The sequence below is a fragment of the Actinomadura vinacea genome (assembly GCF_039532545.1).
Classification (GTDB): Bacteria; Actinomycetota; Actinomycetes; order Streptosporangiales; family Streptosporangiaceae; genus Spirillospora; species Spirillospora vinacea.
The window spans coordinates 107,101-132,853 of sequence record NZ_BAAARW010000008.1 but is presented as its reverse complement, the minus strand read 5'-3'; the positions used below and the strand labels follow the sequence as shown (position 1 = coordinate 132,853).

Annotated in this window: 28 protein-coding genes and 1 pseudogene; 18 read left to right on the top strand and 11 right to left on the bottom strand. The window is 74.0% G+C overall.

Annotated elements, in window-relative coordinates; translation table 11 throughout:
• Positions 1-59: 59 nt before the first annotated feature.
• From ABD340_RS11440 to ABD340_RS11430, 3 genes are read left to right on the top strand one after another with little or no spacing between them, the layout of a single operon-like run.
• Positions 60-977 (top strand): ABC transporter ATP-binding protein, encoded by a 918-nt coding sequence (locus ABD340_RS11440; protein WP_344588731.1) that lies wholly within the window; start codon positions 60-62, stop codon positions 975-977.
• Entirely contained in the window at positions 974-1,750 is a 777-nt protein-coding gene (locus ABD340_RS11435) for an ABC transporter permease (RefSeq protein WP_344588730.1), read from the top strand. Before ABD340_RS11440 ends, ABD340_RS11435 begins: the two co-directional genes overlap by 4 nt.
• A 20-nt stretch (positions 1,751-1,770) precedes the next feature.
• Positions 1,771-2,571: an ABC transporter permease gene (locus ABD340_RS11430; protein WP_344588728.1), complete on the top strand. Its 801-nt coding sequence runs from the start codon at positions 1,771-1,773 to the stop codon at positions 2,569-2,571.
• 177 nt (positions 2,572-2,748) lie between these two features.
• On the opposite strand, the gene ABD340_RS11425 is transcribed toward ABD340_RS11430, so the two are convergent.
• Positions 2,749-3,063: a hypothetical protein gene (locus ABD340_RS11425; protein ID WP_344588727.1), complete on the bottom strand. Its 315-nt coding sequence runs from the start codon at positions 3,061-3,063 to the stop codon at positions 2,749-2,751.
• A 484-nt stretch (positions 3,064-3,547) separates the two neighbouring features.
• Here ABD340_RS11425 and ABD340_RS11420 point away from each other — a divergent pair, with 484 nt between their 5' ends.
• Positions 3,548-4,450, top strand: a complete 903-nt coding sequence (locus tag ABD340_RS11420; RefSeq protein WP_344588726.1) for a helix-turn-helix domain-containing protein — start codon at positions 3,548-3,550, stop codon at positions 4,448-4,450.
• 78 nt (positions 4,451-4,528) lie between these two features.
• On the opposite strand, the gene ABD340_RS11415 is transcribed toward ABD340_RS11420, so the two are convergent.
• Complete coding sequence (locus tag ABD340_RS11415; RefSeq protein WP_344588724.1) at positions 4,529-5,377, bottom strand: LLM class F420-dependent oxidoreductase; 849 nt, start codon at positions 5,375-5,377, stop codon at positions 4,529-4,531.
• Positions 5,378-5,506: 129 nt separating this feature from the next.
• Positions 5,507-5,938 carry a hydroxyphenylacetyl-CoA thioesterase PaaI gene (paaI, locus tag ABD340_RS11410; RefSeq protein ID WP_344588723.1) on the bottom strand — a complete coding sequence of 144 codons (432 nt, stop codon included), beginning with the start codon at positions 5,936-5,938 and terminating at the stop codon, positions 5,507-5,509.
• A 130-nt stretch (positions 5,939-6,068) separates the two neighbouring features.
• Here paaI and ABD340_RS11405 point away from each other — a divergent pair, with 130 nt between their 5' ends.
• The 3 genes from ABD340_RS11405 (at position 6,069) to ABD340_RS11395 (ending at position 8,618) form a co-directional block, all read left to right on the top strand.
• Positions 6,069-6,470, top strand: a complete 402-nt coding sequence (locus ABD340_RS11405) for a nitroreductase family deazaflavin-dependent oxidoreductase (protein WP_344588722.1) — start codon at positions 6,069-6,071, stop codon at positions 6,468-6,470.
• Between the two features lie 90 nt (positions 6,471-6,560).
• Complete coding sequence (locus ABD340_RS11400) at positions 6,561-7,661, top strand: phosphotransferase enzyme family protein (protein ID WP_344588721.1); 1,101 nt, start codon at positions 6,561-6,563, stop codon at positions 7,659-7,661.
• 90 nt (positions 7,662-7,751) lie between these two features.
• The gene (locus tag ABD340_RS11395; RefSeq protein ID WP_344588720.1) at positions 7,752-8,618 is read left to right on the top strand and encodes an NAD(P)-dependent oxidoreductase; all 867 of its coding nucleotides are present in this window, start codon (positions 7,752-7,754) and stop codon (positions 8,616-8,618) included.
• Here ABD340_RS11395 and ABD340_RS11390 read toward each other — a convergent pair.
• Positions 8,594-9,346 (bottom strand): histidine phosphatase family protein, encoded by a 753-nt coding sequence (locus tag ABD340_RS11390; RefSeq protein WP_344588719.1) that lies wholly within the window; start codon positions 9,344-9,346, stop codon positions 8,594-8,596. The two genes, ABD340_RS11395 and ABD340_RS11390, sit on opposite strands and share 25 nt — an antisense overlap.
• Before the next feature lie 92 nt (positions 9,347-9,438).
• Here ABD340_RS11390 and ABD340_RS11385 point away from each other — a divergent pair, with 92 nt between their 5' ends.
• Both ABD340_RS11385 and ABD340_RS11380 read left to right on the top strand, forming a co-directional pair.
• Positions 9,439-9,828: a VOC family protein gene (locus ABD340_RS11385; protein WP_344588718.1), complete on the top strand. Its 390-nt coding sequence runs from the start codon at positions 9,439-9,441 to the stop codon at positions 9,826-9,828.
• A 34-nt stretch (positions 9,829-9,862) separates the two neighbouring features.
• A pseudogene (locus ABD340_RS11380) lies at positions 9,863-10,279 on the top strand (class I SAM-dependent methyltransferase); the annotation flags it as partial.
• A gap of 258 nt (positions 10,280-10,537) precedes the next feature.
• On the opposite strand, the gene ABD340_RS11375 reads toward ABD340_RS11380, so the two are convergent.
• Complete coding sequence (locus ABD340_RS11375) at positions 10,538-10,972, bottom strand: CBS domain-containing protein (protein WP_344588717.1); 435 nt, start codon at positions 10,970-10,972, stop codon at positions 10,538-10,540.
• 196 nt (positions 10,973-11,168) lie between these two features.
• On the opposite strand from ABD340_RS11375, the gene ABD340_RS11370 reads away from it, so the two are divergent.
• The 4 genes from ABD340_RS11370 (at position 11,169) to ABD340_RS11355 (ending at position 16,435) form a co-directional block, all read left to right on the top strand.
• Positions 11,169-12,395 (top strand): hypothetical protein, encoded by a 1,227-nt coding sequence (locus ABD340_RS11370; RefSeq protein ID WP_344588716.1) that lies wholly within the window; start codon positions 11,169-11,171, stop codon positions 12,393-12,395.
• Positions 12,392-13,492, top strand: coding sequence for a hypothetical protein (locus tag ABD340_RS11365; protein WP_344588715.1), 1,101 nt, complete (start codon positions 12,392-12,394; stop codon positions 13,490-13,492). The genes ABD340_RS11370 and ABD340_RS11365 overlap by 4 nt, the downstream gene beginning before the upstream one ends.
• 127 nt (positions 13,493-13,619) lie before the next feature.
• The gene (locus tag ABD340_RS11360; RefSeq protein ID WP_344588714.1) at positions 13,620-15,098 is read left to right on the top strand and encodes a hypothetical protein; all 1,479 of its coding nucleotides are present in this window, start codon (positions 13,620-13,622) and stop codon (positions 15,096-15,098) included.
• Positions 15,095-16,435, top strand: coding sequence for an AAA family ATPase (locus ABD340_RS11355; protein ID WP_344588712.1), 1,341 nt, complete (start codon positions 15,095-15,097; stop codon positions 16,433-16,435). Before ABD340_RS11360 ends, ABD340_RS11355 begins: the two co-directional genes overlap by 4 nt.
• 17 nt (positions 16,436-16,452) lie before the next feature.
• Here ABD340_RS11355 and ABD340_RS11350 read toward each other — a convergent pair whose 3' ends face one another.
• Entirely contained in the window at positions 16,453-17,205 is a 753-nt protein-coding gene (locus ABD340_RS11350) for an ABC transporter ATP-binding protein (protein WP_344588814.1), read from the bottom strand.
• 200 nt (positions 17,206-17,405) lie between these two features.
• Between ABD340_RS11350 and ABD340_RS11345 the strand changes: the two genes are divergently transcribed.
• Together ABD340_RS11345 and ABD340_RS11340 are read left to right on the top strand one after the other, a co-directional pair.
• Complete coding sequence (locus ABD340_RS11345; protein WP_344588711.1) at positions 17,406-17,921, top strand: hypothetical protein; 516 nt, start codon at positions 17,406-17,408, stop codon at positions 17,919-17,921.
• A gap of 206 nt (positions 17,922-18,127) precedes the next feature.
• Positions 18,128-18,820, top strand: coding sequence for a hypothetical protein (locus ABD340_RS11340; RefSeq protein ID WP_344588710.1), 693 nt, complete (start codon positions 18,128-18,130; stop codon positions 18,818-18,820).
• 124 nt (positions 18,821-18,944) lie between these two features.
• On the opposite strand, the gene ABD340_RS11335 is transcribed toward ABD340_RS11340, so the two are convergent.
• Together ABD340_RS11335 and ABD340_RS11330 are read right to left on the bottom strand one after the other, a co-directional pair.
• Positions 18,945-20,267 carry a coiled-coil domain-containing protein gene (locus ABD340_RS11335; protein WP_344588709.1) on the bottom strand — a complete coding sequence of 441 codons (1,323 nt, stop codon included), beginning with the start codon at positions 20,265-20,267 and terminating at the stop codon, positions 18,945-18,947.
• 461 nt (positions 20,268-20,728) lie between these two features.
• A complete protein-coding gene (locus tag ABD340_RS11330) occupies positions 20,729-21,226 on the bottom strand; it encodes a GbsR/MarR family transcriptional regulator (protein WP_344588708.1) in 498 nt (165 codons plus the stop codon).
• Positions 21,227-21,324: 98 nt separating this feature from the next.
• Here ABD340_RS11330 and ABD340_RS11325 point away from each other — a divergent pair, with 98 nt between their 5' ends.
• The 3 genes from ABD340_RS11325 to ABD340_RS11315 all read left to right on the top strand — a co-directional run bounded on the left by ABD340_RS11325 (position 21,325) and on the right by ABD340_RS11315 (position 24,176).
• A complete protein-coding gene (locus ABD340_RS11325; RefSeq protein WP_344588707.1) occupies positions 21,325-22,269 on the top strand; it encodes an ABC transporter ATP-binding protein in 945 nt (314 codons plus the stop codon).
• Positions 22,266-23,858, top strand: a complete 1,593-nt coding sequence (locus tag ABD340_RS11320; protein WP_344588706.1) for an ABC transporter permease — start codon at positions 22,266-22,268, stop codon at positions 23,856-23,858. The genes ABD340_RS11325 and ABD340_RS11320 overlap by 4 nt, the downstream gene beginning before the upstream one ends.
• Positions 23,859-23,987: 129 nt before the next feature.
• Positions 23,988-24,176, top strand: coding sequence for a hypothetical protein (locus ABD340_RS11315; protein WP_344588705.1), 189 nt, complete (start codon positions 23,988-23,990; stop codon positions 24,174-24,176).
• Here ABD340_RS11315 and ABD340_RS11310 read toward each other — a convergent pair.
• From ABD340_RS11310 to ABD340_RS11300, 3 genes are read right to left on the bottom strand one after another with little or no spacing between them, the layout of a single operon-like run.
• A complete protein-coding gene (locus ABD340_RS11310; RefSeq protein WP_344588704.1) occupies positions 24,164-24,934 on the bottom strand; it encodes a sugar isomerase domain-containing protein in 771 nt (256 codons plus the stop codon). The genes ABD340_RS11315 and ABD340_RS11310 overlap by 13 nt on opposite strands.
• Positions 24,934-25,434: a PTS sugar transporter subunit IIA gene (locus tag ABD340_RS11305; protein WP_344588702.1), complete on the bottom strand. Its 501-nt coding sequence runs from the start codon at positions 25,432-25,434 to the stop codon at positions 24,934-24,936. Before ABD340_RS11305 ends, ABD340_RS11310 begins: the two co-directional genes overlap by 1 nt.
• A complete protein-coding gene (locus ABD340_RS11300; RefSeq protein WP_344588701.1) occupies positions 25,431-25,727 on the bottom strand; it encodes a PTS sugar transporter subunit IIB in 297 nt (98 codons plus the stop codon). Before ABD340_RS11300 ends, ABD340_RS11305 begins: the two co-directional genes overlap by 4 nt.
• Positions 25,728-25,753 lie beyond the last annotated feature (26 nt).

Sequence of the window (25,753 nt, the reverse complement as noted above, 5' to 3'; positions counted from 1 at the left end):
GGGCGCGGTCCCGACCGCGCTCCGATGTGCCGGGACGCCCGGGACGGGACGGTTGAGGCATGATCGAAGTACGAGAGCTGACCAAGCGGTACGGCTCGTCGGTGGCCGTCGACGGCTTGTCGTTCCAGGTGCGGCCGGGCACGGTGACCGGGTTCCTGGGGCCGAACGGCGCCGGCAAGTCCACGACGATGCGGGTGCTGCTCGGGTTGGACGCGCCGACGTCCGGCGACGCGCTGGTGAACGGGCGCCGCTACCGCGAGATGCGCCGTCCCATGGTGGAGGTCGGCGCGCTGCTGGACGCCAACGCGGTGCACGGCGGGCGCAACGCGATCGACCATCTGCGCTGGATGGCGCGCAGCAACCGGATCCCGGTGAGCCGTGTGGCGGCGGTGCTGGAACAGGTGGGTCTGGCCGGGGTGGCCCGCAAGCGGGTCGGCGGGTTCTCGCTGGGGATGCGGCAGCGGCTCGGGATCGCGGCGGCGCTGCTCGGCGATCCGGGCGTGCTGCTGTTCGACGAGCCGGTGAACGGGTTGGATCCGGACGGCGTCCGCTGGATCCGGGAGCTGATGCGGTCGCTGGCGGGCGAGGGCCGCACCGTGCTGATCTCCAGCCATCTGATGAGCGAGATGGCGCTGACCGCGGACCGGCTGATCGTCATCGGAAAGGGCCGGCTGATCGCGGACACGTCCGTGCGGGAGCTGGCGGAACGGTTCCGGCAGGGCGTGCTGGTGCGGTCGCCGCGGGCGGCGGAGCTGTCGGCGGTGCTGGTGTCGGCCGGGGCGACGGTGGACGCGGACGCGGACGGGGCGCTGTCGGTGCGGGGCTTGGAGGTCGACGCGATCGGCGAGGCGGCGGCCGCGAAGGGGATTCCGCTGTACGAGGTGACGCCGCGCAGCGCCTCGCTCGAGGACGCGTACATGCGGCTGACCGCCGACAGCACCGAGTACCGCGCGACAGGGAAGGGGGCCGGCCTGTGATCGACGTTCTCGCGGCGGAGTGGCTGAAGCTGCGCTCCGTCCGCTCGACGGCCTGGACGCTCGCGACGGCGGCCGCGTTCCTGGTCCTTTGCGGGTTCTGGTCCTGGCTCGCGGCGCGCTACTGGGACGGGCTGGCGCCCGAGCGCCGGGCCACGGCGCAGGCCGCGCCCGCCGTGCAGCCGCTGGTCCTGGCGCTGCCGATCTGCGCGGCGGTGCTCGGCGCGCTCACGTTCACCTCCGAGTACGCGACGGGGATGATCCGGACGAGTCTGGCCGCGGTGCCGCGCCGCGGGCCGCTGTTCGCGGCCAAGGCCGTGGTCGTGGGGGCGGTGACGCTGGTGACGGCGCTGGTGTGCCTGGCGGCGGCCGTGGCGGCGGGACGAATGATCGTCGGCGACCGGCCGATCCCGGCGTTCGACGCGGAGTTCTCCCAGCACGTCCCCTATGTGTTGGCGCTGGGCGCGACGGCCATGGTGATCGCTCTGGTGGCGTGCGGTCTCGGCGCGGCCGTCCGGTCGACCGCCGGGACGATCACGGGCGTGGTGGTGCTGCTGGCCGTGCTGCCGCCGCTGGCGGCTCTGCTGCCCTCCCCGTGGGGCGAGCGGATCGCGTCGGTGCTGCCGCTGAGCCTGCCCGACCAGATCGCGGCCGCGCCCGGCTTCTCCGGTGACCCGGGCGTGCTGTCCCGGCCCTGGGCGGTCGTGCTCCTCGCCGCGTACACGCTGATCGCACTCGGCGCGGGCGCCTTCTCGTTCGCACGGAGGGACTCTTGACACGCACGGAAGGAAGAGGAGTGCGGGAGGAAAGGCGGCTGGTGCCGGACGTGGTGGCGGCCGAGTGGCTCAAGCTCCGCACCGTACGTTCCACGCACATCGTGTTCGGCACCGCCCTGGTGATCATGCTTCTGGGCGTGCTGCTGGCGTGGCAGGCGACGGTCATCTGGGACGGGCTCACCCCCGAGCGCCGTGCCAGGTTCGTGCTGTCCGAGCCGGCGGGCGTCGTGTGCTGGGCGGGCGGCCTGTGCCTGGGCGTGTGGGGGGTGCTGGCCGTCACCTCCGAGTACCGCACGGGCATGATCCGCACGACCCTGACCGCGGTACCGGGGCGCTCGGCCGTCCTGGCCGCCAAGGCCGGGGTGGTCGGGACGGCCGCTCTGGCCGCCGGGCTCGTGATGACGCTGGTGACCTTCTTCGCCACCCGTCTTTTCATCGGGGACCGGCCCATCCCGGACTATCGCACGGCGGTCGTGAGCGAGCTGCCGGAGCTGCTGGCCCGGGCGTCGATGCTGCCGGTGTACGCGCTGCTGGGGCTGGGCCTGGCGGTGCTGCTGCGCTCGACCGCGGGGGCGATCGTCGGGCTCACGATGCCGTGGTACCTGCTGCCGATCTTCACCGGGTTCCTGCCGGAGACCTGGGGCAAGAGGATCTCCGCTTTTCTGCCGGACTCGCTGCCCGAGCAGATCGCGGGCGGGGACAACGCGACGTCGATCTTCGGTACCTTCCTGCCGCCCGCCGTCGCGGTGGCCGTGGCGGTGGCGTACGCGGCGCTGCCCCTGTGGGCGGGGGCGTTTGTCCTAAATCGACGGGACGCCTGACCGGAACCGGTCTCCTCCTTCGCGGCGGACAGCCGCGCGCCCAGGGGCGTGGCATAGGCCGTGAGGCCGTCCCGGACGGCGGCGAGTGGTCCATTGCCAGGCGTCTCGCCGCCGTCCGGCCCCGCGGCGGAGGGCCGGATCGGCCCCGGCCCGCGGGTTCAAGGCCCCGGCCGGATGTCAGCCGTCCCGGAGGTGGGATGTACGGAGGGTGAGGCGTTCGCGCAGCAGGCCGATCGCCTCGGTGATCGTCCGGGCCGCGGCCTGCGCGCGGACCTTGCGCCCGCCGATCTCGACGACGGCCTGGGCGAGCGCGGGGCGCGGCAGCGCGCCGTCGGCGACGACGCTCAGCGTCAGCCCGGCCGACGAGACGGTGCCGCGCACGTCGCCGAGCACGGTGCGGAGCGCCCGTTCGGCGGCCGCCCGCTCGTCCTCGGTGACGGGGCCGGAGGTGAGAAAACGGATGTCAGGCAGTTCATGAGTGGTCGAGCGCATGAATCCCCCAAGATCTGCGAACCGGTGTCCGGAAGACCTGCCCGGTGTCCCCCGCCCGGCTTCCCCCGGGCGACTCCGCGCCACCGCGTACAGGGTCGGCAGGAGCCCCGCGGGACGGCGGCGGGGCGAACGAGGCCCTCCGTATATAAAGACTTGGTCGCGGTTCGAGATGTTCACCGATCCGGGCGAGAGCTTCGTCACGCGTCACCCCGTGTGCTCGGACGCCCGTTTATATGGCAAACTACCTGCGGAACCACAGGGGACTCCCTAGACTGCGGGCATAGACGAAGATCACACTGACCACAGGTGGTCCGGTGTGACCAGCCCGCCCTTTATCACAGCTCGCCGCGATCGCCGAGGCTGAAATTCTCACACTTCCCAAAAGCGGGGCCCGATCCCCTAGCATGTTGCAGTGCCGTTCCGCCCTGTAGAACGGTCCCGTCGACTGGCTGGTGACCCCTTGCCCCAGGATTCAGCTGTACCGATGTCGTCGGCCGAGACCCCTTCGGCCGGTGGCCGGCTCCTCGACTACCCGCGCCACGGCGGGCCCACCGTCCTGCGCATCCTGCTCGGCGCCCAGCTGCGCCGGCTGCGGGAGGCGCGCGGGATGTCCACCGAGGAGGCCGGCGACGAGATCCGGGGATCCCACTCCAAGATCAGCCGAATGGAGCTGGGCCGGGTCGGGTTCAAGCAGCGCGACGTCGCCGACCTGCTGACCCTCTACGGCGTCAGCGACCCCGAAGAGCGCGATTCGCTGCTGCAGCTGGCCAAGGAGGCCAACACCCCCGGCTGGTGGCACCAGTACGGCGACGTGCTGCCCGGCTGGTTCGAGACCTACCTCGGGCTGGAGGGCGCCGCCTCCCTCCTCCGCACCTACGAGGTGCAGTTCATCCCCGGGCTGATGCAGACCGAGGACTACGCCCGCGCCGTGGTGCGGCTCGGTTACAACGACGCCTCCGACGAGGACGTGCAGCGCCGCGTCGGCCTGCGGATGATGCGGCAGGAGCGCTTTAGCCGGCCCGACGCGCCGACGCTGTGGGCGGTGCTGGACGAGGCGGTGCTGCGCCGCCCGCTCGGCGGCCGCGAGGTGATGCGCGCCCAGATCCGGCACCTCATCGACATGACCGGGCTGCCGAACGTCACGCTCCAGATCGTGCCGTTCGGGGCGATGGAGCACGCCGCGGTGGGCGGTCCGTTCACCATCCTGCGGTTCGCCGAGCCCGGCCTGTCCGACGTGGTCTTCATGGAGCAGCTCACCAGCGCGCTCTACCTCGACAAGCCCACCGACGTCGACACCTACATGCGGGCGATGAACAACCTGTGCATCGCCGCGACCCGGCCCGACGACACGGTGAGCTTCCTCCACCGGGTGCTCGACCAGCTCTGATCCGGCCCCGCGGGCGTCCCCGGCGGGTTCACGGCCGGGGACGCGTCGCTCCGGGTGGGCATGACCGGCGGATCGGCGTCAGCCCTGCGTCTTCACCAGCTGCGCCAGCTCGCGCCACTCGCGCAGCGGGACGTCCTCTCCGCCGCTGACGATGGCCTGGAGGGCCAGGTGGTCCGCGCCCGCGTCGAGGTGCTCGGCGGTGCGGCGGGCGATGGCCTCCAGGTCGCCCCACGCGAAGACGGAGTCGATGAGGCGGTCGCTGCCGCCGCCGGCCAGGTCCTCCTCGGTGAAGCCGAGCCGCAGCAGGTTCTTGGTGTAGTTGGGCAGCTCCAGGTACCGCTCCAGGTGCCCGCGCGCCGCGGCACGGGCCTGCTCGGCGTCGCGTTCGAGGACGACCTTGACCTCCGGGGCCAGCAGCTTGCCCTCGCCGAGCGCCTCGCGGGCGAGCCGGGTGTGCTCGGGGGTGATGAGGTAGGGGTGGGCGCCCGCGGCGCGGTCGCGCGAGGCCGCCAGCATCTTGGGACCCAGCGCGGCCAGGACGCGCCGTTCGGCGGGGTGCCCCGCCGCGTCCAGCCGGTCCAGGTAGTCGATCATCGCGCTGTACGGGCGGGTGTACCGCTCCCCCACGAGCGGGGCGTGGCTGGCGCCGAGGCCGAGCAGGAACCGGCCGGGATGGTCCTTGTCCAGTTCGGCGGACTGCGGCGCGACGGTCTCGGGCTCGTGGTCCCAGATGCTGAGGATCCCGGTGGCGACCACGAGGCGGGAGGTCGCCTCCAGCAGCGGCTTCGCCTCCGGAACACTGGGGCTGCCGCCAAGCCAGAGCGTGCCGTAGCCGAGTTCCTCCAGCTCGGCGGCGGCCTCCCGGTTGCGTCCAGCGTCACCCCAGCGGATGCCGACGTTCCAGACTCCGAAGCGGCCGAGATCCATGCGTACCTCCTGTGATCGGAAACCGTCCCCCGCGACAACCCCGCGGTTCCCGCGGCTCATTCCCCGGCCCTGCCGTTCGATCCCCCGGTGCCGGGCCAAGAGGCGATCAAGACGCCGCCGATCCGGGCCTCAGTCCCGGAGGACGGGTTCGTCGCGGCTGCGGCTGGTGCCGCGGAACTCGGCGATGACGGTGCCGTCGGCGACCCGCCGCACGGTCACGTCGTAGACGCCGCCGCGCCCGAAGCGGGTGCGTTCGGCCGCCGCGGCCTCCAGGACGTCGCCCTCGTGGGCGGGCGCGGCGAAGACGACGTCGGCCGCCGCCGCGACCGTGACCCGGTCGTGGGTGTTGCAGGCGTAGGCGAACGCGGAGTCGGCCAGCAGGAACAGGTAGCCGCCGTGCGCGAGGCCGTGGCCGTTCACCATCACGGCGGTGACGGTCATGCGGACCCGGGCCCGGCCCGCGGCGACGCCGGCGACCTCCATGCCGAGGTCGGCCGCCACCCGGTCCCGTCCGCGCAGCGTCTCGGCGCAGCGCCGCGCCACCTCGTCGGCAGAGCTCATCGGCCCAGCGTAGTGATCGCTCGGCGATCTCCGTAATGATCGTCGCAAACGCGGGAAGGTGCCTGCGGGGTCGACTGTCGCCCCGGGCATCCCGGCGACGCCCGGGAGATCGGGAAAGAAGGGGAGTCCGATGCTGTACGGACAGGAACACGTCAAGCGCTACCAGGAGACCGACGGGGAGGAGGGCCACGACTGGCAGGGCACCACGACCCTGCTGCTCACGACGAAGGGACGCCGCAGCGGCAAGCGGTACACGACGCCGCTCATCTACCAGTGGGACGGCGACAACCCCGTCGTGGTGGCCTCCAAGGGAGGAGCCGACGCGGATCCCGACTGGTACCGCAACCTCAAGGAGGACCCTGAGGCCGGGGTCCAGGTGCGCGGCGAGCGGTTCCGCGCCCGCGCGCGCACCGCGACTCCGGAGGAGAAGCCCAGGCTCTGGCAGAAGATGGTGGCGACCTGGCCGGACTACGACGAGTACCAGGCCAAGACCGAGCGCGACATCCCGGTCGTCGTCCTGGAGCGCCTCTGATCGCGTGGTTCCCTTTCACCGGACGGGCGGGGGCGTGTAGCGTCGGTGTGAACACGCGTTCGACCGTCCAGAAGCCACCGGGGTGCTGAGGTGCCGACGTCACGGAGCGCCGACGGCGACGATCCGCCGCCGCGTCTGCTGAAGCGCTGGGGGATCGCCGACGCGGCGCCGCCCGCACCGACCGGTCCGGGTCGCTGGCGGGTGGACGCCGGCTCGGGCTCGTACTTCCTGAAGGAGTACGGGGAGGGCCGCCGCCGCGTGGCGTTCCGGCATTCGGTGACCGCGGCGCTCGACGCCGCCGGCCTTCCCGTGCTCGCGCCCGTTCCGGCGGCGCGCGGCGGCCGGACGCTGGTCACCGCGGGCGGCCGCGGCTTCGCCCTCTACCCGTGGGTGGCGGGACGGCGGCGCGGCGGGCTGGAGCTGACGTTCGCCCAGTGCGAGCGGCTCGGTGCGCTGCTCGGCGAGCTGCACGCGGCGATGGACCGGCTGACCGCTCCCGTCCAGCAGAGCCTGCTGGTGCCGACGCCGCGCGCGGCGGACGCGGCCGCCGCGATCGACGGCATGCTGGCGGCGCTGCCCGGCCGCGCCGCTCCGGCAGGCGGCGGCAACGACTTCGCCGCGCTCACCGAGCGGCGCCTGCTGGAGCGGCGCGGGCTGCTCGCCGAGCTGGCCGACCACCAGCCGCCGGAGATCGAGGTCAGCACGGTCGGCCATCTGCACGGCTCGTTCCACGAGGGCAACCTGCGCTACGGCGGCTCGGGGAACGTGACGGCGGTGCTGGGCTGGGACGCGATGACGACCGGCCCGGTCGCGGGTGAGCTGGTGCGGGCGGCGGCGGCGCTGTTCGCGTGCGAGGACGAGCGCGGTCTCGACCTCGACCGCGTGATCTCCTTCGTGCGCGGGCATCGCCTGGCGTTCCCGCTGGACGCGGGGCAGATCCAGGCGGCGGTGCACCGGGAGTGGTGGGAGCGGCTGTGCGATGTCGCGCCGCTGCGCCATCGCTACCTGGGCGACGGCGAGGCCGCGGGCGACGATCCCGCGGCGAGCACGCGGGCGGCGGCCCTGGTGGGCTGGTGGTCGGCGCATCTGGAGCGCACGCTCGACGCCTTCGCGGCGCCGTACACCGAGACGCCCGCGGAGGCGTCCGGCGCCGGCGACGGCCTCGCCCACGACGGTCACGCCTACGGCTGACCGCGCTCGCGCCGGCTTGAGACAGCGTCACGGGAGCGGTAACGTCGCCACCGACATTTTAGACCAATCAGTACAGAAAAGGATCGGATCATGACCGCAGTCGCCCTGCTGGGCACCGGGATCATGGGCACCGCGATGGCCCGCAACCTGCTCCGGCACGACTTCGACCTCCGGGTCTGGAACCGCACCCGCGCGCGGGCGGAACCGCTCGCGGGCGACGGCGCGACCGTGGCCGCCTCCCCCGCCGAGGCCGTCGACGGCGCCGACGTCGTCATCACCATGCTCAAGGACGGCGACACCGTGCTGGCCGCCATGCGGGACGCCGCGCCCGGGCTGCGGTCCGGGCAGCCGTGGGTGCAGATGAGCACGGTCGGGGTGGCCGCGCTGGAGCCGCTGGCCGCGCTGGCCGCCGAGCACGGGCTGCTTTTCGTGGACGCCCCCGTCCAGGGCACCAAGCAGCCCGCCGAGCAGGGCGCGCTGGTCATCCTGGCGGCCGGGCCGCCGGCCGCGCGGGAGCCGCTGGAGCCGGTCTTCGGCACGCTGGGCGGCAAGACGCTGTGGGTCGGCGACGACGGCGCGCAGGGCAACGGCACCCGGCTGAAGATGGCCACGGTCGGGTACGGCATCTCGCTGACCACGATCGCCGCCGAGGCGCTCGCGCTGGTGCAGGGCCTGGGCCTCGACCCCGCGCTGTTCGCCGAGGTCGTCTCCGGCGGCCCGATGGACAGCCCCTACCTGCAGGCGAAGATGAAGGCGATCCGGGAGGGCGACTTCGAGCCCAGCTTCACCCTGCGCAACGCGGAGAAGGACACGCGCATCATCGGCGAGGCCGCCCGTTCGGCGGGGATCCGGGTCGACATGACCGACGCGGCGGGCGAGCGCTTCCGCCGGGCCCTCGAGCAGGGCCACGGCGAGGAGGACATGGCCGCCACCTACTTCGCCGGCTTCACGAGCTGAGCCGGATGCTCCGCCGCGGGCCGCCGGGACGGCGCGGTGGAGTCGTCTCCGGCGGGCGGGGCGTCCTCGCCGATCAGATGGGTGAACGAGCCCGCGATCAGCCGGAGCCCGTCCGGGACGCCGCCGTCGGCGCGCAGTTCGACGATGGCGCCGTTCGGGATGGAGCAGCCCCGCAGGAAATGGCGGAACATGCCCATCGCCGCGGGGTCCGGATCGGTGACGCCGGTGGACAGCGACCACATCAGCGCCCGCATGTAGAGGCCGTGCGTGAAGACGGCGACGAGCCCGTCGCCGGAGCGGCTGAGCAGGCGTTCGACGAGGTCGCGCGTGCGGGCGATGAGCTCCTTGAAGGACTCTCCGTCGCCCCCGTTGACGTACGCGGGATCGCAGCGCTCCCAGTAGGCGAGGCTGTGCGGACGACGCTCGGCGTTGGTCGTGCGGGGGGCGTGCAGGCGCCCCAGGAAGGTGAACTCCTGAACGGGCCACTCCTCGTACGGCGCCTCGGGGAAACGTTCCCGCGTCGGCAGCGCGGTCTCCCGGGCGCGCGCGAACGCCGAACTGACGATCAGTGCGGGCGGTCCGGTGAAGGCCGCGGCGACCCGTTCCGCCTGGACGCGGCCGAGCGGGGTCAGCGGCGCCGCCCCCGGCCCGTTCGTGGGCAGCCCCGCGTTCGACTCGCTCTGCCCGTGCCTGATCAGCCATGTCCGCGCGCCCGCCGTATCGATCATGGGAACAGGCTGGCACGCGGACGCCACGCCGGGAAGGCCCTCCGCCGCCACCGAGGGGACGCGTCGCGGGTCAGGTGGGCAGGATGGGCGGCATGGAGATTCTGAGCAGCCGGATCCTGCTGCGCCCCGCCGACGCCGGCCGCGCCCAACGCTTCTACCGCGACGTGCTGGGCCTGGCGGTGTACCGGGAGTTCGGCCCGGAGGAGAGCCCGGGGATGGTGTTCTTCCTCGGGTCGGGATTCCTGGAGGTCTCCGGGCACGGCTCGGGCCGGCCCGGCGGCGGGACGATGATCTGGCTCCAGGTGCGGGACGTCCGCGCCGAGCACGAGCGGCTGTCGGCCGCGGGAGTGCGGGTGCTGCGGGAGCCGCGGGAGGAGCCGTGGGGGCTGGTCGAAATGTGGATCGAGGACCCGGACGGGGTGCGGATCGTTATCGTGGAGATCCCGGACGATCACCCCCTGCGCCGCGATCAGCGCGGCTAGCGCGGCGTCAGGACAGGAAACAGGAGCGATCCCGATGACAGCGACGGCTTCCGGGCCCGGGACCGGCGACGGCTACTGGAACCACAACACGCACTACCACGGTGTGGTGCTGCGGGCCGTGCCGCGCGGCTGCCGTGCGGCGCTGGACGTCGGTTGCGGGGACGGGCTGCTCGTCCGTCGGCTGGCGGCGCGGGCCGGGCGGGTCACCGGGATCGACCGGTCCGCCGAGATGATCGCCAGGGCGCGGGAGCGGAGCGCGCACCTGGACAACGTCGACTTCGTCGAGGCCGACCTGCTCGCCCACGACCTGCCGGACGAGGGCTACGACTTCGTGTGCAGCGTCGCGGCCGTCCACCACATGGACTTCGCCGCGGCGCTCACCACGATGCGGGACGCGCTGCGCCCCGGCGGCTGCCTGGTCGTCATCGGGCTGGCCCGGAGCGAATCGGTCGGCGAGCTGCTGCACTCGGTCGCCGCCGTTCCGGTGCACCAGTTCCACCGCCTGCGCCTGCGCGGCCGCGTGGTCGATCCGGGCGCGCCCGTCGTCGATCCCGACATGACGTGGGCCAGGTGCGGGCGGAGGCGGTGCGCCTGCTTCCCGGGGCGCGCTTCATCCGGCACGCGCTCTGGCGCTACTCCATCACCTGGCGCAAGCCCGCCGACGGCCGGTGACGGGCGCGGCCCCGGGTGCTCGTCGGGTGCGCGGCGGTCAGGCCTGCGCGGCGTGGGTGGGCTTGTAGAGGTTCTCGACGAACTCGGCGAGCTTGGCGTCGGGCAGATGCCTGGCCAGATCGGATTCGCTGATCATGCCGACCAGCCGCCGGTTCTCCAGGACCGGCACGCGGCGGATCTGGTAGCGCGCCATCATCCGCACCACCGCGTCGCCGTCGTCGGTCGCGGTCACGCAGTGCAGGTCCTCGCTCGCGAACGCGCCGGCCTTGACCTGGGCCGGGTCGCGTCCCTCGGCGCAGCAGCGCACCACGATGTCGCGGTCGGTGATGATGCCGTGGAGCCGGTCGTCCTCGCCGCAGATGGGCAGCGAGCCCACGTCCAGGTCGCGCATCTTGCGCGCCGCGGCCTGCAGCGTCTCGTTCTCCATGATGCACTCCGCACCCGGGTGCATCATTTCGCGGGCGGTGGTCATAGGGCCTCCTTCCGGGGACCGTCGCATCACTCCCAACAATTTCGCAGAAGTCCGTTATCACGGGCAAAACCGGTGTCAGGGATCGCCTTCGAAGCGCAAAGGATCCGCGGCCGCCCTTCGCACATTCCGCGACACGCGCCACACGTGAAACTGGAAAAGACTGGAACTGTCTGGAAGCTCATGTACTCTCACCCGCATGTCCCCGTCACCCGGCGTACCGAGCCCCGAGGCGCTGGAGGCGCGCATCGCGGAATTGCGCGCCTCGGTGCGCCGCGCGATGGCGCAGGGCGACCGGTCCGCCGCCCGGACGCTGCGCGCCGAGCTGCGCCGCGCCGAGGACGCCTGGGACGACGCGGTCCTGGGTGAAGGCCCCCCGGCGACGGGCGGCACCGCCCCCACCGCCGACACGGCCCCCACCGGCACGGCCACGACCGACCCGGCCAAGGCTCGCGCGGGGGCCGCGCGCCGCGGCAACGCCCGGCCGACCGGCGGCGAGCGGGCCGGCGGGGAACGCGGGCTGGTCCCGGTCCGCGAGCAGGTGCACCAGGCGCTGACGCTGCTCGGCGTCCCGGCCGCGCCCAAGCTGATCGGCTCGGTGTACGCGGCGTTCTTCCCCGGCGAGATCCCCGGCACCCGCCTCACCAGCCTGCGCCGCGACGAGGAGCGCTCGTTCCGCACCGCGCCCTACGCGCGGCCCTTCTACCTGTGCGCCGCCCTCACCGCCGACCTGCTCGCCCCCGCCCGCGGCCTGATCACCGTCAGCACCTGGCCGCTGGAGCAGCGGGTGGTCGGGCCGCTCAGCGCGCGCACCGACTTCCTCAGCGCCGCGCTGCGGATCGCCGAGCACGCCGGGCGCGGCGGGCCGCCGTCGCCCGCCGTCCAGCGGCTGATGTGGCGGTTCGCCACCAACATCCCCGGCACGACCGGGGACTCGGTCGGCACCGTCGAGCCGGCCGCGCTGGCCGCGGCCGCCGAGGCCGAGTTGGAGGTGCACCGCACCGCCGACGGGCGGGAGCGGAGCGAGGCGGCCGAGCGCGTGCTGGCCCGGCTGGACGACGCCGAACGGCTCTTCGGCAGCCGGCTGCGCGCCATGCGCACGGTCGCCGCCTCGGGCACCGACGGCCCGGCCGGGGCACCGGTCCCACCGCCGGGGCCGGACACGCACCCGGCGGCGGCACGCGTCCGGCCGGCCGGCACGCCCGGGAGCGGGGGCCCGGTCCCCCGCATCCCCCGCGGGAGCGGCAAGGGCTCCCGCGCGTCCGAGAACCCGCGCGCCGCGGAGGAGGCACCGCCGGCCGCCCCGGCGGGCCGGCGGCGCCGCGCCAAGGGCGGGGGCACGAACTCCCGCAAGCCCCGCAGGTCCGAGACTCCGGCCTCCTCGGCGTCCGGACCGCACCGCGCCACCCACGAGGACGACCGATGACCGATACCGCACTGGATCTGGACCTGGACCGCCTGCGCGGCGGCACCCAGCCCCGCAACCACGACGCCCGCACCATCGCCGCGCTGACCGCCAACCCCGGCTGCGCGCGCCGCGGGGTGATGGACGCCGCCGGGGTCGACAAGGACTTCCTCGCCCGCGAGCTGGGCTTCCCCTCGCCGTTCGGCCAGTCCCAGTTCGCGATCACGCGCGGCAACGTGTTCGAGGCCCAGGTGAAGGCGGACGGCTGCGCCGAGCTGCTCACCCTGCTGCGCGACCGGCTCGGCCTGGAGGTGCCCGAGGTCGCCTACGACGACCTGGAGGTGGTGGCCGGGAACGAGGGCCGCGAACTGCGGCACGCCCGCACCCGGCGGCTGCTGGAGCGCGCGCTGGAGTCGGACGAGGGCACGCTGTTCGACCACCCGCTGCTGCGGCTGGAGATCGCCGGGCAGGTCGCCTACCTGGAGCCGGACGTCATCGCCTTCCAGCTGCGCGGACGGCTGCACGTCATCGAGATCAAGTCGTTCGCCGTGGTGGACGGGCAGGCCGAGCCGGAGCAGGTCGCCGCCGCCGCCCGCCAGTCCGCGGTGTACGTGCTGGCGCTGCGCCGGCTGGTGGCCGAGCTGGGCCACCCGGCCGACCGGGTCTCGCACGAGGTGTTCCTGGTGTGCCCGGAGAACTTCTCCAACCGGCCCACCGCCACCCCGCTGGACGTCCGGCCGCAGCTGGCGGTGCTGGAGCGGCAGCTGGCCCGGCTCACCCGGATCGACCGGATCGTCGGCGAGCTGCCGCCGGACCTGTCCTTCGCTCCCGGCGAGGCGCTGCCCGAGGCGGTGCGCGCGGTCGACGCCCGGTACGCGCCCGAGTGCATGGCCAGCTGCGAGATGGCGTTCTTCTGCCGGGACGAGGCGCGGGCCTGCGGCGCCACCGGCACGCTGGGCCGCTCGGTCCGCGACGACCTCGGCGGGGTCGACTCGATCGGTACCGCGCTGGCGCTGGCGGACGGCTCGCTGGAGCCGTCCGACGATCTGGCCGAGACCGCCGCGCAGCTGCGCACGGCGGACCGGCTGCGCCGCGAACTCCTGGGCGGCGCGGCATGACGGCCCCGTCCCCGGTCCGCCCGCGCGCCCGGAGCCGCGCGCCGCGCCCGGCCCGTGCCCGGCCCGCGGTGCCGCCGCCCGCGCGCGCCGTCCCGCACACCGGCGAGAGGGCGGAGGTCCCCGCGACGTGAGCGTGCTCACCTCGCTCGCCCAGCTGGAGGCGGCCGCCACCGGCCGCGCCCAGCCCCTGGCGACGGTCCGGCACTGCCACCTGTCGGACGCGCCGCTCGTCCTGATCCCGCTGAAGCTGGCCGGCGAGGCCGCCGCGCCGCTGGCCGTGATGCTCGGCACCGACCGCGCCGACCCGACGCTGCTGGTCGTCCCGCAGCCGCGCAACCGCGACCTGCGGTTCGCGTTCGCCGCCGAGCTGGCCAAGCTCGTCCTCAACCATGTCGAGACCAGCCGCGGCGGGGTGGAGGAACTGCCGCCCGGCAAGGAGGGCGAGGAACGGATCCGGTACGGCGACGCGCCGCAGCTCCTGGTGCCCAACCGGGGCGGCGTCGGCTTCCTGCGGCTGCTCGGCCGCTCCACGCGGTTCCGCCGCACCGAGGGCCCGTACGCGGTCGAGGCCGCCGTGCCGGTGCTGGGCCGCTGGCTGACCTGGTTCGCCGATCGCAACGACCATCCCGGCTCGTCGCAGCTGCTGGCGATCACCGAGACGCTGCGGATGCACTGGGCGACCGGGCAGAGCGCCCTGGAGGACGGGAACCTCGCCGCGCTGCTGGGCTGGATCGATCCGCCCGCCGGGCTGGACGGCCCGGCCGCCGCCGCGCTCGCCGAGGACCCGATCGCCTCTCCCCCGGCCGGGCCGACGACCGATCCGTCGTTCGACAACGAGGTGCTCGCCCCGGCCATCGCCGCCTACGACCACGCCGGCCACGACCCGCGCGCCGAGGAGCGGATCCGCAACGTCCTGGCCGAGCAGCTCACCCCCACCTGGGACCTGATGTGGCGGGCCGTGGACGTGCTGCGCGCGCTGCCGCCGGGCGCGAGCGTGCCGTCCCGCTGGGAGCGCGACCGCGACTCCTTCACCTACTACCACCAGACGTTCGGCGAGGCGTACCCGCAGGCCCGCCGCGACCCGCCGGTCCGCGCCGCCCGCCGGCTGCACGATCTGGAGCGCGCCCAGGACGCCTACGACGCGCAGCGCGCCTTCGACGACCCGCTCGTCATGGCCGAGCACCGGCTCACCGGGCAGGCGTTCGGGGGGACGGTCGTCGACAGCGACCCGACCCGGCTCGACGAGACCGGAAAGCGTCCCAAACTGCGCCCGCATCTGCGCGTCCGCACCCAGGACCCGGTGCGGCTGGACCCGGGCGCCACCGTCTGCGACGCGTCGCGGCCCGCGCTCAAGGGCAGGATCGTGGAGCACGACGCGCGGACGAGCAGCGTGCTGCTGGAGCTGACCGGGGGAATGGGCCGCAAGCTGGTGCCCGAGCCGGGCGTCATCCCCGAGATCGGCACCCGGGTCGTGTTCACCTCGCGGACGGCCGACTCGTGGGGCGTGGCGAAGTTCCCCGACCGGGAGGAGACCCCGTGGACGCACGGCGGCCCGCCCGAGGAGTACGTGCCCGGTGACGAGGACGCGGCGGAGGAATGGTCATGAGCGAGCCGCACGGGGACCCCGCCGAGCTCGGGCCCGATCCTTCGGTGGCGGCGACCAGGGTCGTCGAGGCGGTGCTGGCCGACCTCGGCGGCGGCCACCGCGGCGTGGTGGTCGACTCCCCGCCCGGGGCGGGCAAGTCCACCCTCGTGGTGCGCGCCGCCGCGCACCTGGCCGCCGCCGACGAGCGGCTGATGATCGTCGCGCAGACCAACGAGCAGGTCGACGACCTCATCGACCGGATCGCCGGCAAGCACCCCGAGGTCACCCTCGGCCGGCTGTCGGCCTCGACCTACGCCATCTCCGAACGCGTCGCCGCGTACCCGGAGGTCAAGGTCGCGACCAAGGCCGACCAGCTCGCCGACCGGATGGTCGTGATCGCCACGGCCGCAAAGTGGGCGACGCTCACCGACGGGTCGTGGCCGTGGGCGATCGTCGACGAGGCGTACCAGATGCGCTCGGACATGCTGCTGCGCATCGCGGGACGGTTCGAGCGGGCGCTGTTCGTGGGCGACCCCGGGCAGCTCGACCCGTTCTCGACCGTGGAGGTCGAGCGCTGGGCCGGCCTGACGTGGGACCCGATGCGCAGCGCCGTGTCCGTGCTGCTCGCGCACAACCCGGACCTGCCGCTGCACCGGCTCCCGGTGTCCTGGCGGCTGCCGTACTCGGCCGCGCCGGTGGTGTCGGAGGCGTTCTACCCGTTCACCGGCTTCCGCTCGGGCACCGGCCCGGGCGACCGCCGGCTGGAGTACGGCGCGCGCGGCATGGGCACCAGCCACGACAGGGCGCTGGACGAGGCGGCCGCGTCCGGCTGGGCGCTGTACGAGCTGCCCGCCCGGCACACGATCCGCACCGACTCCGAGGCCGTCCAGGCCACCGCGGCGCTCGCCGTGCGGCTGCTGCAGCGCGGGCCCGTCGCCCACTCCGAGCAGGGGACGCACCCGGTCGGCCCGGACCGGGTCGCCATCGGCGCCGCGCACCGCGACCAGGTCACCGCGATCCGCGCGGCGCTCGGCAAGCACGGCGAGGGCATCACCGTCGACACCGCCAACCGGCTCCAGGGCCGCGAGTACGACGTCACCGTCGTCCTGCACCCGCTGTCGGGACGGCGCGACGCGACCGCGTTCCACCTGGAGTCGGGGCGGCTGTGCGTGCTGACCTCGCGGCATCGGCACGCCTGCGTCGTGGTGGCCCGCGCCGGGATCCCCGAGCTCCTGGACGCCCATCCGTCGACCGAGCCGGTGCATCTGGGCGTCCCGGTGAAGTTCCCGGACGGCTGGGAGGCGAACCAGGCCGTGCTGGCCCACCTGTCGAAGCACCGCGTGCAGGCCCACGGCTGAACCGGACGAGGGAGGGTTCAGCGGGCGACGGCGGTCCAGCGTCCGTGGGCGCGGGCGATCTCGATCGGGTGGTCGAAGCAGGCGCTGACCAGTTCGGTGGTGAGGACCTCGCCGGCGGGCCCGGAGGCCAGCACCGCGCCCTCGCGCAGCAGCAGCGCGTGGCTGGTGCTGCTCGGCAGCTCCTCCAGGTGGTGCGTCACCAGCACGCTGGTCAGGTCGGGACGGTTCTCGCGGAGCTCGTCGAGGGCCGACAGGAGGCGCTCGCGGGCGGCGACGTCCAGGCCGGTGGCCGGCTCGTCCAGCAGCAGCAGTCGCGGCTCGGGCATGAGCGCGCGGGCGATCAGGGCGCGGCCGCGCTCGCCCTGGGACAGGTTCGGCCAGCGGGCCTCGGCGCGGCGGGTGAGGCCCATCAGCTCGATCAGCTCGGCGGCGCGGCGCAGCTCGGCGGCGCTGGGCGTCCAGCGCGGCACGAGCTCGATCGTGCCGGTCGCGCCGGTGAGGACGATCTCCCGCACGGTGCGCGCCGACTCCAGCGGGTGCCGCGGGTTGACCTGGCCGATCAGCGAGCGCAGCGCGTGCACGTCGACGCGGCCGAGCCGGTGGCCGAGGATCTCCGCCCCGCCGCGGGTGGGGTGGGTGTAGGCGCCGAGGATGCCCAGCAGCGTGCTCTTCCCGGCGCCGTTGGGGCCGAGCAGCGCCCAGTGCTCGCCGGTGAGCACGGTCATCGTGACCCGGTCGAGGAGGGTCCGCCCGTCGCGGACCAGTTCCATCTTGTCGGCGTTGAGGACGATGTCGGCGCCGCCCGCCGCCGGATTCCGCTCGGTCACGGCCGACCACGCTAGCGGACGGCCGGGACGCGCCGCGTGCGGGGGCCGGGCCCGGCCGCGGGCGGTTCGTCGGCGTCCATGGTTCGATGCAAGGGGCCGGGCGGATACTGTGAGAGCCGGTGCCTCAGCGATCAGGGAGGGACATGGAGGACATCGGCTTCATGTGCGCCCACTGCGGCGGCGAGGTGCACGACGTGACCCACAACCGCGAGGGTTCCCTGGACGGCGTGGGCTACCGCCACAACCGGCGCGTCGAGCCCTGGGACCACGCGCTGGAGCTGGCCGTGGGCACGCCCGCGCCGCGCGCCCGTGAGTGCGACTTCTGCGGGGTCCCCGGGCCGAGCTGGCTCTACTACCCCACCCTCGATCCCGAGGACACCGACATGTTCGAGGTGGAGCTGGACACCACCCAGCTGTCGGACGACGACACGGCGGTGGCCGTGCTCAACATGCTGTACCCGTGGTACGCCTGCGACACCTGCTCGGTCCTGGTGGCCGACCGCAACATCGAGCTGCTGATCGCGCGTGCGCTCGACCGCACCCCGGTGCCCGCCGACGGCCCGGTCGACGAGGAGACCGTCCGTGCCCGGCTGACCGGATCGCTGTCGGTCTTCTTCACCACCCGTCCCGGCCGGCCGCAGCCGTCCCGGGCGCTCTGAGCCCCTCCGGCACCCTCTCCTTTCCGCCACATCTCCCTGTCCTCTGACCGTCCCCGCGTCTTCCTCCAGCCGTTGCCCCACCGGCGTTCACCCGGGCGACACCGCGGGTTCACGGCCCCAGACGCGGGGGTGCCGCCGATGGTTGTCCGACCCACTCATTAAAATTCGGTCCGTTTGGCATGACGGGTGCAAGTCCGGGGGGACAAATGATCATTGAGACGCGCTACCACGGCCCCGAGGGCTCGGGGAACGGGGGTTATGTCGCGGGGCTGCTGGCCGGGCACGTGTCGTCCGACACCGTGACCGTGGCGCTGCGCCACCCGCCGCCGCTGGAGACCGCGCTGCGGGTCACCACCGACGACGGCCGGGGGATCGGCGCGCGGCTGTGGGACGGCGACGTGCTGGTCGCCGAGGCGCTGGCGGGCGCGATCGTGGTGCCGGCGGTGCCGCCGGTGCCGTTCGAGGAGGCGCAGGAGGCCGCGGAGAAGTACCGGGCCGCCGAAATGCACCCGTTCCCGGGCTGCTTCGTTTGCGGGCCCGAGCGGGAGCCGGGCGACGGGCTGCTGCTGGAGCCGGGGCCGGTGGGCGATGCCACGGTCGCGGCGCCCTGGGTGCCCGCGGAGGTCCCCGCCCCGGAGATCATGTGGGCGGTGCTGGACTGCCCGGGCGGGCTGTCGGTGGGGCAGATCGATCCGCCGGTGGTGCTCGGCACCATGACGGCCCGGGTGGTCGAGCCGCCCGAGGCCGGCGAGGAGTGCGTGGTGATGGGGCTGGCGCGCACCAGGGAGGGCCGCAAGCTGCACGCGGCGACCGCGGCGTACGGCGCGGACGGCCGGCTCCTCGGCCGCGCCGAGCAGATCTGGATCGAGGTCGACCCGGCGCGCCACGACGGCGGCTGACCCGCTGTCCGCGGGGTCCGATCGTGTCGCGGACACGCACCGGACCCCGGTTCGTCGTTCGGTCAGGCGCTCGTGCCCGCGTCCTGGGACGGGAGGCGGGCCGGGCTCGAGCGGAACGGACCGGTCACGGCCCGGTGCGCAGCGGGTCGTGCGGCTCGCCCGCGCCGTTCATGTGCCTGCCGGAGGGCATCGGCGCGCCGCCCTGCGGCGGGCCGGGCTGCTGCGGGGCGCCCGGCCCGGCCACCGGCATTCCCGGCTGCCCGCCGGCCGGCGCCGGCTGCCCGTGCGCGGGCTGCCCCTGCGCCGGCTGCCCGTGCGCCGGTCCCATCTGCGGCACTCCGGAGGCGTTGTAGCGCCCGCCCGGCGGGATGTTGGACGAGAGCGTGTTGTGGGTGAACTGGTCGATCTGGCGGCGGGCGCGGTCGGCCTCGGCGCGCGCGGCGTCGCGCTCCTCGGCCAGCGCGGCGAGCGCGGCCTGCTGCTCGGCCACCGACTGCGAGAGCTGGCGCAGCTGGACGGCCTGGTCGTTGACCTTGGTCTGCAGGTCGTCGCGCTCGGTGACGGCCTGCTGTGCCTGCCCCTGGGCGGCGTCGCGCTCCTTGGCGGCCTCGTCGGCGCGGGCGTTGGCCCGTACCGTCTCGGCCTCGGCCTCGGACTGGGCGCGCAGCGCGGTGGCCCGCTCGGCCTCGGCCTTGCTGGCGGCCTGCATGGCCCGCTGCCGCTGCGCCTCGGTGTCGCGCATGGCGTTGCGGAGGTCCTCGGCGCCCTGTTTGGCCACCGCGGCCTCCACCCGCTGCGACTCGACGGCGCCCTCGGTCTCGGCGATCTTGGCGTGCAGCCCGACCAGTTCGGACCGGGCCGCCTCCAGCGCGGCCAGCAGTTCGGTCTCGCGGGCGGCGATGCGGTCCCGCTCGCTCTCGGCGGCCAGCTTGGCCGAGACGGCCTGCTGGGCGATCTGGTGGGCCTCCTCCCAGGCCTGCTGGGCGGCGTCGCGCTTGGCGGTCGCGAGCTTGGACTCCTCGCGGGCGCGGCCGGACTCCTGCTCGGCGGTGTCGGCGCGCTGCCGGGCGGACGCGGCCTCCTGCCAGGCGTCCTCGGCCTGGCGCTGGGAGGCGTCCCGCTCGTTCTGCGCGATGGACAGCTCGCGGGCGGCCTCGGCGCGGACCTCGGCGACGCGGCGCTCGACCCCGGCGACGCTCAGCTCGGAGGTGAGCGAGTCGGCGAGCAGGTCGGCGGCCTTCTCCAGCCGTTCCACCATCTCCCAGGTGGAGGCGACCTGGCCGGTCAGCCCGGGGGCGTCGCGGCCGCGCTCGCGGCGGCCGCGGGCCTCGCGGGCGCAGGCGCCTTCGTTGTCCTGGCAGTAGCGGACGGCGCGGACGGCCCCGACGGGCTGCGGCACGGGACGTCCGCAGTTGGCGCACGGCCAGACGGCGACGGGCTCCCCCATGCGGGCCACTGTGGCCTCGGCCACCGGCTCGGGAACCGGCGCCGTCCCTTCTCCCCCGGATGGGGCGCCACCGGACCCCGGTGCGGACGTGGAAGCAGAGCCGGTGCCGGTCCCCTCGCCGGCCGGCTCCGCCCCGGGTCTCGGGGCGTCGGTGACGGTCCGGCCCGAGGGATCCTCGGCTCCGCCATCGTTCTTGGTCATGGAGGGAGGCGGGGCAGGGGGCGCGGCGGGGGTGGCATTGTTGCTCGTTCCAGCCTCGGAGACCGCGCCTTCGGAAGTCCCGGCCTGCCCCCTGGGGCCGCTATTGTCGCGCTCATCACTCGTAGGCATGGAATGAACCATACGCACTAGTCAGCATGGCTGCAGTTACTTGCGCGCCATGCGATATCTCGCACTTCGCGGGCCCACCGCACCGGATCCGCACCATGACCTCCACCAGGTGACGAAGGGTACGATCGCGATCACCGGGGGTCGTACTTGGCGCGCAGTTCGTCCCGGTGCGCCCGCCAGCGTTCCATCATTCCGCCGAGTTCCTGCTGCAAGAACATGAAGAACTCGACGGACTCGGTGAACCGGCGCCCGGCGGGGGTCTCCGGGCCGAGCAGGTCGGCCGCCTCGCTGAGGCGCGCCTCCCACTGGGTGAGCACCGGGTCGCGCCCCATCACGGCATCGTGCCAGGCATCGTTGCGCACCCGATAGATGTCGCGCCGGGTGCCCGGCTGCCGTTCGCGCGTGACCAGGTCGAGCCGGCCCAGATAGCGCACCGCTCCCGAGACCGCCGCCGGGCTCACCTGGAGCCGCTCGGCCAGTTCCGAGGCCGTCATCGCGCCGGAGTCGTGGGTCATCAGCGCCATGAAGACCCGGGCGGACATGCGCTGCCAGCCCGCGTCGCTCAGCAGCGCCGCGAACGTCTCCACGAACTGCGACACGGCCTCCTCGTCCCGTTCCGGAGGGGTCATCTGAGTCACCCGGCATCAACTCCCTGGTCAGACATGCGGAGTATTTTAGCTGGTTCACAAGATTCACGATTTTATGAAAGTAGTGTACCTTCAAAAGCATGAACACCGCCCTCTCGGTGTCCGGCCTCGTCAAGACGTTCGGCCGGACCCGCGCGCTCGATGGACTGGACCTCACCGTCACCACCGGGGAGGTGCATGGTTTCCTCGGTCCGAACGGTGCCGGGAAGTCCACCACCATCCGCGTCCTGCTCGGCCTGCTGCGCGCCGACGCCGGCACCGCCACCCTCCTGGGCGGCAACCCCTGGCGCGACGCCACCCGACTCCACAAACGCCTCGCCTACGTCCCCGGCGACGTCACCCTCTGGCCCAACCTCTCCGGCGGCGAGGTCATCGACCTCCTCGGCCGCATGCGCGGCGGACTCAACCCACGCCGCCGCGCCGACCTCCTCGAACGCTTCGAACTCGACCCCAAGAAAAAAGGCCGCACCTACTCCAAGGGCAACCGCCAGAAAGTCGGACTCGTCGCCGCCCTCGCCTCCGACGCCGAACTCCTCATCCTCGACGAACCCACCTCCGGCCTCGACCCCCTCATGGAAGAGGTCTTCCAGCAGGCCATCGCCGAGGAGAAGAAGAGCGGGCGCACCGTGCTGCTGTCCAGCCACATCCTCAGCGAGGTAGAGGCGCTCTGCGACCGCGTCACCATCATCCGCAAGGGCCGCACGGTGGAGACCGGCACGCTCACCGAGCTGCGCCACCTCACCCGGACCTCCGTCCACGCCGAGCTGGCCGCGCCGCCCGACGGGATCTCCGAACTGGCCGGCGTGCACGACGTCGAGATCGACGGCGCCCGGGTCCGGCTCGAGGTCGACACCCCTCAGCTGGACGCCCTGCTGCGGCGGCTCACCCAAGTGGGCGTGCGCAGCCTGACCAGCCAGCCGCCGACGCTGGAGGAGCTGTTCCTGCGGCACTACGAGGACGACCTCGCCGCCAACGGCCACGGCCGGCACGCGGAGCGGGACGAGCGCGAGCGGGTGAACCGATGAACGCGCTCACGGGGACCGGCACGCTGCTCCGGCTGGGACTGCGCCGCGACCGGGTCATGATCCCGATCTGGGTGCTGGTGCTGGCCAGCTTCCCGATCACCACGCTGTCCAGCTACCAGGGCCTTTACAAGACGCAGGCCGAGCGCGCGGACTTCATCGCCGGCGTCAACGGCAACGCCACGCAGCTGGCCTTCTACGGCGAGGCCCACAGCGCCTCGCTCGGCGGGCTGACTGCCTGGCGGATGACCACGCTGGGCGTCACACTGCTCGCGATCATGACGCTGATGCTGGTCGTCCGGCACACCCGCGCCGAGGAGGAGGAAGGCCGCCTGGAACTGGTCGGGTCCGGGGTCGTCGACCGCCACGCGCCGCTCACCGCGGCGCTGCTGGTGGCGGTGGTGGCCAACGCGGCGCTCGCCCTGCTGGCCGCGCTCAGCCTGGCCGGGCAGGGCCTGGCGGGCGCGTTCGCCTTCGGTCTGGCCTGGTTCGCCGGAGGCTTCTTCTTCGCCGGCGTCGCCGCCGTCGCCGCCCAGGTCACCGAGAACTCCCGCGCGGCACGCGGCATCACCGTCGCCGTGATCGGCCTGGCGTTCGCGATCCGCGCCGTCGGCGACTCCTCCGAAGGGGCCGGCTGGCTGACCTGGCTGTCGCCGATCGGGTGGAGCGAGCACGTCCAGGCGTTCGCCGGGAACCGCTTCTGGGTGCTCGCGGTGCCGCTGGTGCTGGGCGCGGCGCTGATGGCCTCGGCGTACGGGCTGATCGGCCGCCGCGATCATGGCGCGGGCCTGGTGCCCTCGCGGCCCGGGCCGGCCACCGCGGCCCCGGCCCTGCGCAGCCCGCTCGCGCTCGCCTGGCGGCTGCAGCGCGGCTCGCTGATCGCCTGGGTGACCGGGTTCGCCGCCTACGGAGTGATCCTCGGGACCATGGCCGACGGGGTCCGCGACCTGGTCGGCGACAGCGAGGGCACGCAGGACATCGTCACCCGGCTGGGCGGAGCCTCCGACCTGGTCGACGCCTACCTGGCCGCGATGGTCGGCCTGCTGGCCGGGATCGCCTCGATCTACGGGGTGCAGGCCGCGATGCGGCTGCGCACCGAGGAGACCGCGCAGCGCGCCGAGCCCGTGCTCGCCACCGGGATCGGCCGTGTCCGCTGGGCGTGCAGCCACCTCGCCATCGCCCTCGCCGGGACGCTGGCGATGCTCCTGGGCGCCGGGCTGATGATCGGTCTCGCGCACGGCGCCGCCACCGGCGATCTCGGCGGCGAGGTGGCCGACGAGCTCGGCGCCGTCCTGGTCCAGGTGCCGGCGGTCTGGCTGGTCACCGCCATCGCGGTGGCGCTGTTCGGCCTGGCCCCCCGGTTCTCGGTCGGCGCCGCCTGGGGCCTGGCCGGGACCTTCCTGCTGATCGGCCAGCTGGGCCCGCTGCTGGAGGTGAGCCAGGCGGTGATGGACCTCTCCCCCTTCACCCACGTGCCCAAGCTCCCCGGCGGCACGGTGACGGCCACGCCGCTGGCCGCGCTGCTCGCGATCATGGTGGTGCTCATCGGCGCGGGCCTGTACGGCTTCCGCCGGCGCGACATCGCGACCTGATCCGCCGGGAAGGGGAACCGCCGCCCGGCACGGCCGCCGCCGTGCCGGGCGCGCCGTCGACAGCGCATCGTGTTCATGCCGCTACCATCCTGCGGGATGAATGGGATGAGATGCACCCATTGCGGTGCGATGGAACTAGACCCGGGATATATCGAGGACGGCGGCCAGGCGGCCCGAGCCGCCCGTTGGGTGCTGGGGCCGCCCAAGGTGGGCGCGTTCGGAGGGCTGAAGCGCAAGGGCAGAGCCGTGTTCCTGGTCGATGTCTACCGCTGCCGCCAATGCCTGCACCTGGAATTGTTCGCCGCTCACCCCGGCTGAACCTCCGGCCCGGTCCGCGTCCCGCCTTCCAGTTCGGGGACGCGGTCGCCGTAGCGGGCCAGCAGGGCCCGGTTGGCCTCGTCGCCTCCGGGGACGTTGGCGCTGGTCCAGCGGGGCAGCTCGACGCCGCGGGCGACCGCGAGATCGTCCAGCTCGGCGAGCACCCGCGACCAGGTGTAGGCCGCCAGGACGGTGGAGACCGCGGCGGTGCGCGGCGCCTCCGGCGGGTGCAGCACATCGCCCGGCGGTACCGCGGTGTCCAGCACGATCGTGGCGTGATCGGCCAGCACGGTCGGGGCCCGCGGGGCGGCGCCACGGGACGCCCGCGGGGAGGTCACCGCGATCACCGGCACCCGGCGGGCGGCGCACTCGGCGGCGATCTCGACGGGGTAGGGATTGCGCCCGCTGGTGGAGAACACCACGGCCACGTCCGGCGGGGCGGGCGCCGCGGCCCGCACCACCGAGCGGCCCAGGCCCTCGGCGCGCTCCGCGCGGGTGCTGCGCAGGGCGTCGTCCAGGGGCAGCACCGCGGGGTCCCAGAGCGGCCGGACCGCGGCGAGGCCGCCGGCCCGGTAGAACGTCTCGAAGACCAGCGCCAGCGAGTGCCCGGCGCCCGCGACGTGCACGATGCCGCCGGCCTCGATGGCCGGCAGCAGCAGTGCGGCGGCACCGGCGATGGCCGCGCCGGAACGGGTGTCGACCTCGTCGAGCAGGGACCGGACCCGGTCGGGGTAGGAGGGCCGGGGGTCCTCGGCCATCAGTCGGCGCCCCCTTCTCCCGGCCCCTGCCCCGGCGTGCCCGGTGGCGGGGCCTCCTTCCGCAGCGCCCGCTCCAGCTCGGCGGCCATCTCGGCGCGGCCGGCCGCCGCACGCAGCCGGTCGGCCAGCCCGGCGCTCAGCGCCCGCGCCACCGCCGACAGGGACGAGACGTGCGCGTCGGCGTCCGGGGTGCAGAACGCCAGAAGCAGGTCGACCGGGTCGTTGTCGGGGTGGCCGAACTCGACCGGCGCGGCCAGCCTGGTGGCGGCCACGCCGACGCCGAGCCCGCCGTCCTCGGGGCGGGCGTGCACCAGCGCGAGCCCCTTGGTCAGCACGATGTAGGGGCCGTTCTGCTCCACCACCCGGGCGCAGGCGCCGGGATAGCCCTCCCCCGCGACGCCCATCCCGACCAGAACCTGGGCCGCCTCCTCGACGGCCTCCCGCCAGCCGGCGGCGCGCACCCCCTCCCGCGCGCCGACCGCGGCCCCGGCGGCCGTCATGCCAGCCAGCCCTGCGCGGTCAGCCGCTCGCGCAGCTTCGTCTGCAGCCCCTCCTGGTCGAGGAAGTCGGTGACCGTGATCACCACCGGGGCCAGATCGGCGATCTCGCTCGTGTGCATGCCCTGGCCGATGATCACGTCGGGGGTCATGCCGCGGGCGGTGGAGAGGTCGGTGTTCTCCACGCGGGCGTCCACGTCCAAGGCGCGCAGCGCGTCCTCGGCGGTCATCTTCAGCATCAGGCTCGATCCCATGCCCACGCCGCAGACGGCCAACACCTCCAGCGTGCGGTCCATCGCCATCTCCTCGGTTCCCCTTTCTC

What these genes read in the sequence shown, in the direction of transcription:
- ABD340_RS11440 (WP_344588731.1), top strand. Translation starts at nt 60, where the DNA reads ATGATCGAAGTACGAGAGCTGACCAAGCGGTACGGCTCGTCGGTGGCC.
- ABD340_RS11305 (WP_344588702.1), bottom strand. Translation starts at nt 25,434, where the DNA reads ATGACGGCCGCCGGGGCCGCGGTCGGCGCGCGGGAGGGGGTGCGCGCC.
- ABD340_RS11310 (WP_344588704.1), bottom strand. Translation starts at nt 24,934, where the DNA reads ATGGCCGAGGACCCCCGGCCCTCCTACCCCGACCGGGTCCGGTCCCTG.
- ABD340_RS11385 (WP_344588718.1), top strand. Translation starts at nt 9,439, where the DNA reads ATGGAGATTCTGAGCAGCCGGATCCTGCTGCGCCCCGCCGACGCCGGC.
- ABD340_RS11355 (WP_344588712.1), top strand. Translation starts at nt 15,095, where the DNA reads ATGAGCGAGCCGCACGGGGACCCCGCCGAGCTCGGGCCCGATCCTTCG.
- ABD340_RS11375 (WP_344588717.1), bottom strand. Translation starts at nt 10,972, where the DNA reads ATGACCACCGCCCGCGAAATGATGCACCCGGGTGCGGAGTGCATCATG.
- ABD340_RS11390 (WP_344588719.1), bottom strand. Translation starts at nt 9,346, where the DNA reads ATGATCGATACGGCGGGCGCGCGGACATGGCTGATCAGGCACGGGCAG.
- ABD340_RS11340 (WP_344588710.1), top strand. Translation starts at nt 18,128, where the DNA reads ATGATCATTGAGACGCGCTACCACGGCCCCGAGGGCTCGGGGAACGGG.
- ABD340_RS11415 (WP_344588724.1), bottom strand. Translation starts at nt 5,377, where the DNA reads ATGGATCTCGGCCGCTTCGGAGTCTGGAACGTCGGCATCCGCTGGGGT.
- ABD340_RS11425 (WP_344588727.1), bottom strand. Translation starts at nt 3,063, where the DNA reads ATGCGCTCGACCACTCATGAACTGCCTGACATCCGTTTTCTCACCTCC.
- ABD340_RS11350 (WP_344588814.1), bottom strand. Translation starts at nt 17,205, where the DNA reads ATGGAACTGGTCCGCGACGGGCGGACCCTCCTCGACCGGGTCACGATG.
- ABD340_RS11395 (WP_344588720.1), top strand. Translation starts at nt 7,752, where the DNA reads ATGACCGCAGTCGCCCTGCTGGGCACCGGGATCATGGGCACCGCGATG.
- ABD340_RS11300 (WP_344588701.1), bottom strand. Translation starts at nt 25,727, where the DNA reads ATGGACCGCACGCTGGAGGTGTTGGCCGTCTGCGGCGTGGGCATGGGA.
- ABD340_RS11345 (WP_344588711.1), top strand. Translation starts at nt 17,406, where the DNA reads ATGGAGGACATCGGCTTCATGTGCGCCCACTGCGGCGGCGAGGTGCAC.
- ABD340_RS11315 (WP_344588705.1), top strand. Translation starts at nt 23,988, where the DNA reads ATGGAACTAGACCCGGGATATATCGAGGACGGCGGCCAGGCGGCCCGA.
- ABD340_RS11320 (WP_344588706.1), top strand. Translation starts at nt 22,266, where the DNA reads ATGAACGCGCTCACGGGGACCGGCACGCTGCTCCGGCTGGGACTGCGC.
- ABD340_RS11405 (WP_344588722.1), top strand. Translation starts at nt 6,069, where the DNA reads ATGCTGTACGGACAGGAACACGTCAAGCGCTACCAGGAGACCGACGGG.
- ABD340_RS11335 (WP_344588709.1), bottom strand. Translation starts at nt 20,267, where the DNA reads ATGGGGGAGCCCGTCGCCGTCTGGCCGTGCGCCAACTGCGGACGTCCC.
- ABD340_RS11325 (WP_344588707.1), top strand. Translation starts at nt 21,325, where the DNA reads ATGAACACCGCCCTCTCGGTGTCCGGCCTCGTCAAGACGTTCGGCCGG.
- ABD340_RS11365 (WP_344588715.1), top strand. Translation starts at nt 12,392, where the DNA reads ATGACCGATACCGCACTGGATCTGGACCTGGACCGCCTGCGCGGCGGC.
- ABD340_RS11420 (WP_344588726.1), top strand. Translation starts at nt 3,548, where the DNA reads ATGTCGTCGGCCGAGACCCCTTCGGCCGGTGGCCGGCTCCTCGACTAC.
- ABD340_RS11330 (WP_344588708.1), bottom strand. Translation starts at nt 21,226, where the DNA reads ATGACCCCTCCGGAACGGGACGAGGAGGCCGTGTCGCAGTTCGTGGAG.
- ABD340_RS11370 (WP_344588716.1), top strand. Translation starts at nt 11,169, where the DNA reads ATGTCCCCGTCACCCGGCGTACCGAGCCCCGAGGCGCTGGAGGCGCGC.
- paaI (WP_344588723.1), bottom strand. Translation starts at nt 5,938, where the DNA reads ATGAGCTCTGCCGACGAGGTGGCGCGGCGCTGCGCCGAGACGCTGCGC.